Annotated in this window: 10 protein-coding genes; 1 reads left to right on the top strand and 9 read right to left on the bottom strand. The window is 75.6% G+C overall.

The genetic code is table 11. The annotated features are described in order from the left end of the window. From ACRYR9_RS18455 to ACRYR9_RS18415, 9 genes are all read right to left on the bottom strand, one after another. Nucleotides 1-958: amidohydrolase family protein (locus ACRYR9_RS18455; RefSeq protein WP_432540207.1), on the bottom strand; the 958-nt coding region annotated here is incomplete at its 3' end. After that, entirely contained in the window at nt 955-1,950 is a 996-nt protein-coding gene (locus ACRYR9_RS18450; RefSeq protein WP_432498689.1) for an aldo/keto reductase, read from the bottom strand. The genes ACRYR9_RS18450 and ACRYR9_RS18455, both read right to left, overlap by 4 nt. A 2-nt stretch (nt 1,951-1,952) precedes the next feature. Beyond that, complete coding sequence (locus tag ACRYR9_RS18445) at nt 1,953-2,705, bottom strand: SDR family NAD(P)-dependent oxidoreductase (RefSeq protein ID WP_432540206.1); 753 nt, start codon at nt 2,703-2,705, stop codon at nt 1,953-1,955. After that, the gene (locus tag ACRYR9_RS18440; protein WP_432498684.1) at nt 2,702-4,075 is read right to left on the bottom strand and encodes an L-fuconate dehydratase; all 1,374 of its coding nucleotides are present in this window, start codon (nt 4,073-4,075) and stop codon (nt 2,702-2,704) included. Before ACRYR9_RS18440 ends, ACRYR9_RS18445 begins: the two co-directional genes overlap by 4 nt. After that, on the bottom strand, nt 4,072-4,923 hold the full coding sequence (locus ACRYR9_RS18435; protein ID WP_432498681.1) for a fumarylacetoacetate hydrolase family protein: 852 nt from the start codon (nt 4,921-4,923) through the stop codon (nt 4,072-4,074). The genes ACRYR9_RS18440 and ACRYR9_RS18435 overlap by 4 nt, the downstream gene beginning before the upstream one ends. Continuing rightward, complete coding sequence (locus tag ACRYR9_RS18430) at nt 4,920-7,376, bottom strand: glycoside hydrolase family 95 protein (protein WP_432498679.1); 2,457 nt, start codon at nt 7,374-7,376, stop codon at nt 4,920-4,922. Before ACRYR9_RS18430 ends, ACRYR9_RS18435 begins: the two co-directional genes overlap by 4 nt. 1 nt (nt 7,377) lies before the next feature. Continuing rightward, nucleotides 7,378-8,319 carry a carbohydrate ABC transporter permease gene (locus ACRYR9_RS18425; protein ID WP_432498677.1) on the bottom strand — a complete coding sequence of 314 codons (942 nt, stop codon included), beginning with the start codon at nt 8,317-8,319 and terminating at the stop codon, nt 7,378-7,380. After that, entirely contained in the window at nt 8,316-9,269 is a 954-nt protein-coding gene (locus tag ACRYR9_RS18420) for a carbohydrate ABC transporter permease (protein ID WP_432498675.1), read from the bottom strand. Before ACRYR9_RS18420 ends, ACRYR9_RS18425 begins: the two co-directional genes overlap by 4 nt. Continuing rightward, nucleotides 9,266-10,579 (bottom strand): extracellular solute-binding protein, encoded by a 1,314-nt coding sequence (locus tag ACRYR9_RS18415; protein WP_432498673.1) that lies wholly within the window; start codon nt 10,577-10,579, stop codon nt 9,266-9,268. Before ACRYR9_RS18415 ends, ACRYR9_RS18420 begins: the two co-directional genes overlap by 4 nt. A 187-nt stretch (nt 10,580-10,766) precedes the next feature. Here ACRYR9_RS18415 and ACRYR9_RS18410 point away from each other — a divergent pair, with 187 nt between their 5' ends. Continuing rightward, nucleotides 10,767-11,756: an acetylxylan esterase gene (locus ACRYR9_RS18410; protein WP_432498670.1), complete on the top strand. Its 990-nt coding sequence runs from the start codon at nt 10,767-10,769 to the stop codon at nt 11,754-11,756. Nucleotides 11,757-12,101 lie beyond the last annotated feature (345 nt).

The raw sequence follows: 12,101 nt of genomic DNA, 5'->3' as shown, positions 1-12,101 counted from the left end.
CCTCGCCCCCCCCCCCCCCGCCCCCCCCCCCCCCCCCCCCCCCCCCCCCGCCCCCCGCCCCCCGGCCCCCCCCCCCCCCCCCCCCCCCCCCCCCCCCCCCCGGCCCGGGGATCCCGTAGACCGACCGCGCCGTGCCGGCGAGCACGGCGTCGCGCTCAGCCACGGAGAGGCCGTGCAGCAGCGCGGTGGTGCGCCGCACCACGTCGCCGTAGCCGCCGGCGAGGGTGCTGACCGGCCAGTCGGTGCCGAACAGCAGCCGACGCGGGCCGAACACCTCCAGCAGGTGCCGCACGACGGGTTCGAGCAGTTCGTCCCCGCCGCCGGGCGGCAGGAGGGTGAACAACCCGGACACCTTGCAGAGCACGTTGCCGCATCGGGCCAGGTCGGTGGTGCGCTCGCGCCACACCGCCAGCCCGGCGGGCTCCAGCGGAGGTTTGGCCGCGTGGTCCAGGACGAACACCGCACCGGGCAGCTCACGCGCCAGGGCGGTCGCGGCGGGCAACTGGTCCGGGCGCACCAGCAGGTCGTGCACCAGACCCGCCGCGGCGACGGCGGCGGCACCGCGGCGCACGTCCGCCCGGCGCAGCCACTCCAGGTCGGGTTCGTCCTCCACCTGGTGCCGCACCCCGCGCAGCAGGTGCCCGCCCGGCCCGGCGCGCAGGGCGGCGAGGTCGTCGGCGACCGCCGCGCCGCGCAGGTCCATCCAGCCGACGACGGCGCCGACGAGGCCGCCGGAGGCCGCCGCCGCGGTCAGGAACTCGCGCGTTTCGGTGGTCTGCGCGACGGTCTGCACGAGCACCGTCGTGACCACCCCCGCGGCGACCGCCTCCCGCGCCAGCTCCGCGAGCCCGAACGGGCGGTGCAGCGGTTCCAGGCCGGGGCGCTCCATCCACGGGTAGCGGCGGCCGGCGGGGTCCCACGAGTGGTGGTGGGCGTCGACGACCCCCGCCGGGTTCACCGGGGTTCGCCGGGCAGCGGGGTGTCGGCGCGCACCAGGCCCTGACCGCGCAGTTCCCGCCAGAACGCGGCAGGCACCGGCACGTCCGGCAGGGCGACGTCCGCGCGCACCTCCTGCGGGCTGCGCATGCCCAGCAGCACGGCCGCCACGGCGGGGTGGGCGAGGACGGCCTGCACCGCCACCGCGGGCAGCGGAACGCCGTGCGCGGCGGCGAGCTCGGCCAGCTGCTGCGCCCGCGCCAGCACGTCCTGCGGTGCGGGCGCGTAGGAGTACGTCGCGCCCGGTGCCGGGGCGTCGGCGGCCAGCAGGCCCGACCCGAAGACACCGCCGAGGACGACGGCCGCCCCGGCGCGCTGCGCCGCCGGCAGCAGGTCGTCCAGCGCGTCCTGCTCCACGAGGTTGTAGCGGCCGGCGAGCAGCACCACGTCGAGGTCGAACTCGGCGAGGAACCGGGTGGGCATCGCCGCCTGGTTCATCCCCACCCCGACGGCGCGCACGACGCCCTGCTCGCGCAGCCGCAGCAGCTCCGGCAGGGCGCCGCGGCGCGCCTCGTCCTCGAACTCGTCCGGGTCGTGCACGAGGACGACGTCGACGCGGTCCAGCCCGAGCCGCTCCAGGCTCTCCGACAGGCTGCGCCGCACCCCCTCGGCGGAGAAGTCCCACACCGGCTCCACGTCACCCGGGACGGCGAACCCGTGCGGGTGGTGCGCGGGCTCGCCGCGGCGCGGGCGCAGCAGCCGGCCCACCTTGGTCTGCAGGACGAGCTCATCGCGCGGCACGTCGCGCAGGAACGCGCCCACGCGCCGCTCGGACAGACCCAGGCCGTAGTAGGGGGCGGTGTCGAAGTACCGGGTCCCGCCGGCCCACGCCTCCTCCAGCGCGGCGCGCGCCTGCGCCTCGGGGACCTCCGCGTAGAGGTTCCCCAGCGGCGCGCACCCGAACCCGATCGCGGGGACGGCCAGACCGGTCCTGCCCAGAGCTGCGGTGCGCACCCTCACACCTTGGCGGGCAGGCGCAGGGAGTGCATCCCGCCGTCGACGGCCAGCGCGGTGCCGGTGGCGCCGCATCGCGGGTCGGCCAGCGAGGCGATGGCGTGCGCGACCTCCTCGGGCGTGACGAGGCGCCCGGTGGGCTGGCGGGCGGCCAGGCGGGCCCGCTCGGCGGCGGGATCGTCGGCGGCGTCCAGCAGCCGCTGCACCCACGGGGTGTCCACCGTGCCGGGGTCCACGCAGTTCACGCGGACCCCCTCGGCGAGGTGGTCCGCGGCCATCGCCAGCGTCAGCGCCTGCACGGCGCCCTTGGACGCCGAGAACAGCGCCCGCTGCGGCAGCCCCGCCCACGCCGCGATGCAGGACGTGTTGACGATCGAGGCGCAGCCGGAGCGGCGCAGGTGCGGCAGGGCGGCGCGGGTGGTGCGCACCACCCCGACGACGTTGACGTCCAGGACGCGGTGCCACTGCTCGTCGTCACCGTCCTCCACGGTGCCGCGCGCGCCGATCCCCGCGTTGTTGACCAGGACGTCCAGCCCGCCCAGCGCCCCGGCGGCCTCGGCGACGGCGGCGCGCACGGACGCGTCGTCGCCGACGTCGGCGGCCAGGGCGACGGTGCCGCCGGGCGCGGCGGACGGGTCCAGGTCCAGCACGGCGACGGCCGCCCCGTCGGCGAGCAGGCGCCGGGCGGTGGCCGCGCCGATCCCGGAGGAACCCCCGGTGACCAGGGCGCGGCACCCCGCGAACGGCCCGCTCACGCGACGACCGCCGCGCCGCCCAGGGCGACGGCCCCCTGCGGGGCCGGCGGCTCCACGGCGGCCAGGACCGGCTCGGAGCACCACTCCGGCCCACCGGGGAACGCGAACCGCTGCACCGTCCCGGGCACCAGCTCGGCGGAGAACCCGGGCATCAGCGGCGTCTCGTAGCGCCCGCCGGTCACCCGCACGGGGTGCACGAAGTGCTCGTGCAGGTGGTCGACGTACTCCACGACCCGGTCCTCGGTGGTTCCCGAGATCGCCACGTAGTCGAACATCGACAGGTGCTGCACGAGCTCGCACAGGCCGACGCCGCCGGCGTGCGGGCACACCGGGACCCCGAACTTCGCAGCGAGCAGCAGGATCGCGACGTTCTCGTTGACGCCGGCGACCCGGGCGGCGTCGATCTGCAGGACGTCCAGGGAACCGGCCTGCAGCAGCTGCTTGAAGACGATGCGGTTCTGGACGTGCTCACCGGTGGCGATCTTCACCGGCGCCACGGCGCGGCGGATCGCGGCGTGCCCCAGGACGTCGTCGGGGCTGGTGGGTTCCTCCACCCACCACGGGTCGAAGGGGGCCAGCGCGCCGATCCACTCGACCGCCTCGGCGACGTCCCAGCGCTGGTTGGCGTCCACGGCGATGCGCACGTGGGGCCCGACGGCCTCGCGGGCCAGCCGCAGCCGGCGCACGTCGTCGGCCAGGTCGGCGCCCACCTTCAGCTTGATCTGGGGGAAACCCTCCGCCACGGCCTGCCGGGACAGCGCCACGAGCTTGTCGTCGGAGTACCCCAGCCACCCCGGGGTGGTGGTGTACGCCGGGTACCCGGTGCGCAGCAGCTCCTCGCGGCGGGCGGTGCGGCCGGGTTCTGCGGCGGTGAGGATGTCCAGCGCCTGCTGCGGGGTCAGCGCGTCGGTCAGGTAGCGGAAGTCGACCAGCGCGACCAGTTCCGCCGGGCTCATCCGCGCCAGCAGGTCCCACAGCGGCAGTCCGGCGCGCTTGGCCTTCAGGTCCCACAGGGCGTTGACGACCGCGGAGACCGCCATGTGCATGACGCCCTTCTCCGGCCCCAGCCAGCGCAGCTGCGAGTCGTCGGCGAAGGTGCGCCAGGTGGCGCCCATGTCGCCGAGGACCTCCTCCACGTCGCGGCCGAGCACGTGACCGGCCAACGCGTCGATCGCGGCGACCTGCACGTCGTTGCCGCGCCCGATCGTGAAGGCGAAGCCGTGGCCCTGCAGCCCGTCGGCGTCGTCGGTTCCCAGGACCAGGTACGCCGCGGAGTAGTCCGGGTCCGGGTTCATCGCGTCGGAACCGTCGAGGTGCCGGGAGGTCGGGAAGCGCACGTCGTGCGTCTCGAAGCGGGTGAACGTGCTCATCGGGCGGCTCCCACTCGGTGGCGCATCCGTCCCAGGCCGTCGATCTCGAGCTCGACGACCTGACCGGGGCGCAGGTACGGCTTGGGGTCCGGGCGGCCCAGCGCGACGCCGGCCGGGGTCCCGGTGTTCACGACGTCCCCGGGCTCGAGGACCATGAACCTGCTGATGTACGCGACGAGCTCGCCGACGCCGAACACCATGTCGGCGGTGGTGCCGTCCTGACGCAGCTCCCCGTCCACCCACAGGCGCAGGGCCAGGGCCTGCGGGTCGGGGACCTCGTCGGCGGTGACGAACCACGGCCCCAGCGGGTTGAACGTCTCGCAGTTCTTCCCCTTGTCCCACTGCCCCCCGCGCTCGAGCTGGAACTCCCGCTCGGACACGTCGTGCGAGACGACGTACCCGGCGACGTGCGCCAGGCCCTCCTCGGCGCTGCCCAGGTAGCGGGCGCGGCGGCCGATGACGACGCCGAGCTCGACCTCGTAGTCGGTCTTCACGCTGCCGCGCGGGACCAGCACCTCGTCGTTCGGGCCGACCACGGTGGCCGGGGACTTCAGGAACAGGATCGGCTCGGCGGGCAGCGGCGAACCGGTCTCGGCGGCGTGGTCGCGGTAGTTCAGGCCCACGCACACGATGGTCACCGGGCGCGGCAGGGGGGACCCCACCCGCTGCCCGGCCGGCTGCACCCGCGGCAGGGCACCACCGGCGACCGCGGCGGCGGCCCGCTGCAGGTCCTCCCCGGTCCAGGGGCGGTGCGGGTCCAGCACCCCGGTGAGGTCGGCACCGGAACCGTCGTCCAGCAGGGCCAGCGGGCGCTCGCGCCCCGCCTCCCCCACGCGCACCAGCTTCACGTCGGCTGCTCCTCGTCGGTCGGGTCCTTCGGGTTCTCAGGGGTCCGGGGGCCCACGGGCACCTCGGCGCGTTCACCGGCGCTCAGCCGGAACACCCCCAGGGTCGTGTCGTCGCCGGGCGGCCCGGCGTGGACGGTGACGTGCGCGGCCCGCAGCGCCGTGAGCACCACGTGCACGGGCCGGCCGGCGCGCCAGGTGAGTTCGACGCGCACCCCGGCGCGGGTGCGCAGGCCGCGCACGCAGCCGTCCGGCCAGTCCGGCGGCAGGGCGGGCAGCAACCGCACCACGTCGTCGCCGGACTGCACCAGGGCCTCGGCGACGGCGGCGGCCAGGCCGCTGTTCCCGTCCAGCTGGAACGGCGGGTGCGCGGAGAACAGGTTCGGGTACAGCCCACCGGCCTGGTCGCCGGCGGTGGCGTCGTCCGGCACCGGGCGCAGGCAGCGCCGCAGCACCTCGCCGACCCGGTCACCGCGCCCGAGCCGCGCCCACAGGCACGCGCGCCAGGCCAGCGCCCAGCCGGTGGACTCCTCACCGCGCAGCTCCAGGGTGCGCACCGCGGCGGCGGCCGTGGCCGGGCCGGTGCGGACGTCGAGCAGGTGCAGCGGGAACAGGCCGACGAGGTGGGAGGTGTGCCGGTGCTCCGGTTCGGCCTCGGGCAGCTCCTCGCGCCACTCCAGCAGTTCCCCGCGCGCGCCGGTGCGCGGTGCGGGCAGCCCCGCCAGCGCGGTGCGGGCCCGGCGCAGCAGCTGCTCGTCACCGGGGGGGCCGCCGGCGGTGGTGCCTGCGGTGGTGGTGAGGTCCAGCAGCGCGTGCAGCACCGCGGCGGTCAGCGCCAGGTCGCAGGTGCTGCTCACCGCGGCGGGGCGGGGTTCGCCGTCGCGGTCCAGGAAGCGGTTCTCGGGCGAGGTGGAGGGGGCGGTGCCCAGCTCGCCGTCGGGCAGCCGCACCAGGCGGTCCAGGACGAAGCGGGCGGCACCGGCCACGACGGGCAGCGCCTCGCGGGCCGCGGCGGGCGGGTCGGCGGCGAACCGTGCGTGCTCGTGCAGGTGGGTGGCCAGCCACGCCCCGCCGTACGGCCACGCCGACCACTCCGGCCGCGCCCAGCCGCCCCCGGCGGTGCCGGTGGTGGCCCACACGTCGCTGTTGTGGTGCGCGACCCACCCTCCGGCGCCGTACGCGCGCCGCGCGGTGTCCTCCCCGGCGGCGGCCAGGCGGTGCACGAAGGCCAGCAGCGGCTCGTGCAGGGGCGCGAGCCCCCACACCTCCACCGGCCAGTACGCCATCTGCAGGTTGATGTTGGTCGTGTAGTTGCAGCTCCACGGCGGCTGCAGCTCCGCGTTCCAGACGCCCTGCAGGGTCAGCGGGTGCGTGCCGGGGCGGGAACCGGCCAGCAGCAGGTACCGGGCGTGGGCGACGGCCAGCTCCACCAGGGCGCGCCGGCAGGCGTCGTCGTCCACGGCGCGGCGCAGCAGCTCACCGGTGCTCGTGCCCGCGGGCACGGCGCCGCCCAGGTCCAGGTGGGCGTCGTCCCACCAGGGCGCCAGGTCCGCGCGGTGCGCGCTCAGCAGCTCCTCCGGACCGGTGGCGGCCGCGGCGGCGACGCGGTCGCGGGCGGTGCGCAGGGCCTCGTCCTCGCCGGGGCACGGCCCGCCGGGGGTGGCGCTGACCTCGGTGGCCAGCAGGACCTCGAGGGTGCGGGCGCCCAGCACCCGCACCGACGCGCCCGGCCCCGCGGGCAGGACGGTGCCGTCGGTGCGCACGCGCAGCACGACGGCGGCGCAGCGGGCCGCCGCACCGTCCGGTGCCCACGTGACGGGTTCGCCGCCGTCCGGGCTCCAGGGCCGCACGTCGACCGGCAGTTCGAGCACGGCCTCCAGCTCCGCGCCCCCCTCGATCGAACCCTCCCCGCCCGGACCGGAGGCGGCGCCGCGCACCCGCAGCGGGGAGGTGAGGGAGACGGTGACGTCCACGGCCGTGCCGGTGGCGCGCAGGCGGTGCAGCAGGACCCCGGCGGGGGCGCTGACGATCGTCTCCTGCTGCACTCGGGCGCCGTGGGGGTGCTCGCGGCGCACCCACGCCGTGCCGGTGGGCATGTCCAGGCCGCGCTCGAAGCGCGACACCGGCGACGGGTCGCACGTCACGCGCAGGTCGCCCAGCGGCAGGTACGCCTGGGTGTGCGGGACCACGACGGGGCCCAGCAGCTCCTCGGCGAGGCGGTGGTCCCCGGCCAGCACCGCGGCGCGGGCGCGCTCCACGGCCGCGGCGTGGCCGGCGGGGACCTCGTGGAACGGGCCCCCGGCGGGGCCGGACCAGGCGCGGTCGTCGTTCAGGGACAGCCGCTCGCCGTCGGCGGCGCCCCAGCACATCGCGCCGAGGCGCCCGTTCCCCACGGGCAGCGCCTCGACCCAGGTGCCGGCGGGCGCGGGGAAGCGCAGGACGGGTTCGACGGCCACGTCAGAACCGCACGCCGCCGGCCGTCAGGCCGGAACGCCAGTACCGCTGCAGGGCGATGAACACGCCGATGACGGGGACCACGGAGACCAGGGAACCGGCCACCACGAGGACCTGCAGGCCGGGGATGGTGATGGACGCCTGGCTCCAGCCGGTCAGGCCGACCGTCAGCGGCATCAGCTCGGCGTCGGTGAGGACCATCAGCGGCAGCAGGTAGTTGTTCCAGCTGCCCAGGAACGCGAACAGCAGGACGGTGACCAGCCCCGTCGTCATCAGCCGCAGGCCGATGGACACGAAGATGCGCAGTTCCCCCGCGCCGTCCAGCCGGGCGGCCTCCAGCAGCTCCACGGGCACCGAGGAGCGGGCGAACACGGTGCACAGCAGCACCCCGAACGGGTACACCATCGAGGGCAGCAGCACGCCCGCGTAGGTGTTGTTCAGGCCCAGCTCCACGACGAGCAGGTACGTCGGCTGCGCCAGGACGGTGCCCGGCACCAGCATGCTCGCCAGCACCGCACCGAGCAGCACCTTGCGGCCGCGGAACTCGAACATGGCCAGCGCGTACCCGCACGCGGCGCACACCAGGACGGTCAGCACGGACCCGACGACGGAGTACACGACGGTGTTCAGGACCCAGCGCCAGAAGATGCCGTCGTCGTAGGTGGACAGCTCCCGCAGGTTCTGCACCAGCTGCGGGTCCGCGAAGGAGAACCCCGGGGTGGTGAAGAGCGAGGTGCTGGACTTCGTGGCGGCCACGACCATCCACCACACCGGCATGAGGAAGTACACCGTCGCCACGGCGACGGCACCGGTGGCCAGGACGCGCACGGCGGTGGAGTGCCGCTCCCCCGCACTGGTGGTGGTGCGGCGGCGGGTGCGGCCGGTGGCGGCAGCGGGCGGCTTCCCGGGCGCCACCCCGGGGCCGGTGCGGGTGCTGGTGCTCACGCCACTGCTCCGTTCCTGCGGTTCGAGATGCGCAGCACCACCAGCGACAGCACGAGCGTGGACACGCCCAGCAGCACGGCCATGGCCGCGGCCAGGTGCGGGTCCTGCGCCTCCGTGGACGCCGTGTAGATCGCCATGTTGGGCGTGTAGTCGCTGGTGATGTTCGAGGTGATGGTGCGCAGCACGTTCGGTTCGCTGAACAGCTGCAGGGTTCCGATGACCGACGACAGCGTGGTCAGCAGCAGGGCGGGCAGGATGATCGGCAGCTTGATGCTCAGGGCGATGCGCCGCTCGCTCGCACCGTCCACCCGCGCGGCCTCACCGACCTCCGCGGGCACCGACTGCAACGCCGCGTAGAGGATGACGACGTTGATGCCCGTGTTCGACCACAGGGCGATGTTCGCCAGCGACCACAGCACGGTGCCGGGAGCCAGCAGGTCGACGTCCACCCCCAGCGAGTCCAGGCCGCCGACGATCGGGCTGACGCCCGGCTGGTACAGGAACCCCCACAGCAGGGCGGCGATGACGCCGGGCACCGCGTACGGCACGAACACCGCGGCCTGGAAGAACCTGCGGAAGCGCACCGCCGCGGAGTCGAAGAGCAGCGCCAGCACGAGGGCCAGGACGAGCATCACCGGGACCTGCACCGCGCCGTACAGCAGGACGCGGGCGAACCCGGAGGTGAACCCCGTGTCGGTCAGCGCCGTGACGTAGTTGCCCAGCCCGGCGAACTCGCGCTGGCGGGTGCCGCCGAAGCCCAGGCCGCCGGCGGATCGCTGCCGGAACAAGCTCTGCCACAGCGCCAGCACGATGGGAGCGACGAGGAACACCAGGAACAGCACGACGAACGGCGCGGCGAACGCGTACGGGGCGACGTGCCGGCCGCCGGTGCGGCGCGCCGGCGGCCGCCGGACCGCCGCGCGCCGGGCCGGCGGGGGCACCACGCTCACGACGGGTCGACCACGTCGAGGCCCATGCCCGTCAGCCGCTCGGTGGCGGCGGCGTCGGCGTCGGCGAGCACCTGGGCGAAGGTGGTGGACCCGTTGGCGACCGCACCGAACCCGTCGGTGATGTCGGCGTCGACCTGCCCGTTGGCGGGGCCGTCGGTCCAGGTCGGCGGGACCACCTCGGCGGCCTGGCGGAACACGTCGTAGATGCGCTGCCCGCCGAAGTACGGCATCTCCTCGGCCAGCGCCTCGGATTCGAAGCCCACCAGAGCGGTGGGGAAGATGCCGCCGACGGAGATGAGGTGCTCGACCTGCTCGGGGTCGCTGTTGATCCAGGTGAGGAACTCCGCCGCCCCCTCCAGGTCGTCGGCACCGGCGAGCACGACGTCGGCGGCGCCGCCGGAGTCCCCGGCGACGGGGGTGCCGTCGTAGGTGGGTTGCGGCGCCACCCGCCACAGGCCCGCCTGCTCGGCGACGTTCTCCTGCAGCTGCACGGGGAACCAGGCGGCGTACGTGATGGTGGCGATCTCCCCGGCGTTGACCGACGCCCAGTACTCCGGGGTCCACATCTGGGTGGTCTTCACCAGCCCGGCGTCCAGCAGCCGCTGCCAGCGCTCGGCGACCCGGCGGCTCTCGGGGCTGTCGACCTGGACGCTCCAGGCGTCGCCCTCGATGCCGAAGTAGGTGCCGCCGGCCTGGGAGACGTCCTGCGTCCACTGGCCGATCTCGCTGGGCGAGAACCCGGCGATGTAGACGTTCGGGTCCGCGGCGTGCAGCGCGGCGGCGGCCTGCTCGTACTCGTCCCACGTGGTGGGCACGGCGATGCCGTGCTTCTCGAAGACGTCGGTGCGGTACATCATCGCCGTGGGGCCGCTGCCCTGCGGGACGCCGTACACCTCCCCGGCCAGGGTCACCGACTGCCACGAGGACGGGGTGTAGAGGTCCTCGGTGTCGGCGACGAACTCGGTGATGGGCTGCACCCGGTCGTTGATGACGTAGTCGGGCAGGTCGTGCGTGGACAGCTGCACGATGTCGGGGCCGGCGCCGGCGTCCACGGCGGCCTCCACCTTCTTGCCGTCGTCGCCGGTCATGCGGTGGAACTCCACCGGGGTGTCGGGGTTCTCGGTGTTCCACTGCGCGACCTGCTCCTCCAGGCCGGGGACCCACCCCCAGAACTGGATGGGGTCGTCACCGCCGCCGGCCGTCGCGTCGCCGCCACCGCCGCAGGCGGCCAGCAGGCCGGCGGTGCACAGCAGGGCCGCGGCCCGGCCCGCGCGAGGCGCGGCGGGGTTCGTCCGGGTGGTCCACATCATCGTGTCTCCTCTGCGCGCACCACCGCGTCGGGGTGCGGCCTCGACGTCTCGCGACGGAGGTCCGCCGCCGGTGACCGGTGAGAGGAGGATGCCCCCGGACGCGGACATGCGTCAAGATGTCATCTGATGAATCCGTCACCACCGGGGTGCTGCCACCCGGGTGGTCACTCGCCGGAGGAGACCCGCCGTGCCCCTGTCCGAGATGACCCAGGCCGATCTCGAAGCGTACGAACCGCGCTTCACGCCGCCTCCCGGGCTGCGCGGGTTCTGGGACCGCACCCTGGCGGCGGCCCGCGCGCTGCCCCTGGACCTGGACCTCACCGAGACCCCCACTCATCTGACGACCTTGTCGCACTGGGACGTCTCGTTCGCCGGCTACGGCGGCGACCGCATCCGCGCCTGGCTGGTGCGCCCGGCCGGCGCGGACGGCCCCCTGCCGGTCGTCGTGGAGTTCGTCGGCTACGGCGGCGGGCGCGGCGTGCCGGAGGAGCGGCTCACCTGGGCCAGCGCCGGGTACGCCCACCTGGTGGTGGACACCCGCGGGCAGGGCTCGGTGTGGGGCGGTGGCGGGCACACCCCCGACCCGCACGGCTCCGGGCCCGCCACCCCCGGGTTCACCACCCGCGGCATCCTCGACCCCGAGGAGCACTACTACCGGCGCGTCTACACCGACGCCGCGCGCGCCGTCGAGGCCGCCCGCGCCCTGCCGGGCGTGCTGCCGCACGCCGTGGCGGTGGCCGGCGCGAGCCAGGGCGGTGCCATCGCCCTGGCGGCCGGCTCGCTCGTGCCGGACGTGCTCGCGGTGCTGCCCGACGTGCCGTTCATGAGCCACGTGCGCCGCGCCGTGGAGGTCTGCGGCCTGGACCCGTACCTGGAGATCACCCGCTACCTGTCGGTGCACCGCGACCAGGCCGAGCGCGCGCTGAACACCCTGGACCACTTCGACGTCGCCCACCTGGCCCCGTGGGCGAGCGCCCCCGCGCTGTTCTCCGTGGCGCTCATGGACCGGGTGTGCCCGCCGTCCACCGTGTACGCCGCGCACCGCGCGTACGGCGGACCGGCCGAGCTGGCGGTCTACCCGTTCAACGACCACGAGGGCGGGCAGGTGCACCACTGGCGGCGGCAGCTGGAGTGGTTGGGTGAGCGGGTGCGCCAGGTGGGCGACGCGATCGGGTGACGAGCGAGGGCGAGCGGGTGACGTGCGCGGGCGAGCGGGTGGGCCGGGACCACCGGCCCTGCCCGCGCACCACCGCACCCCGTACGGTTCCGGCCATGAGTGGAAACGACACGCTCACCACCTCCGCCCGCGCGCGCTGGGAGCGGTTGCTGGAAGAGCTCGACGGCGACGAGCTCGTCACCGCTGCGGCACGGCTGGCCGAGGAGCTGCTCGGGGACCTGCACCCGCGCTGGGAGCACACCCGGGCCGGGGGGGGGGGGGGGGGGGGGGGGGGGGGGGGGGGGGGGGGGGGGGGGGGGGGGGGGGGGGGGGGGGGGGGGGGGGGGGGGGGGGGGGGGGGGGGGG

The organism is Kineococcus auxinigenes (assembly GCF_050871525.1).
Classification (GTDB): Bacteria; Actinomycetota; Actinomycetes; order Actinomycetales; family Kineococcaceae; genus Kineococcus.
Note: the sequence above shows the minus strand (reverse complement) of the source record. Positions and strands in the feature narration are given on the sequence as shown.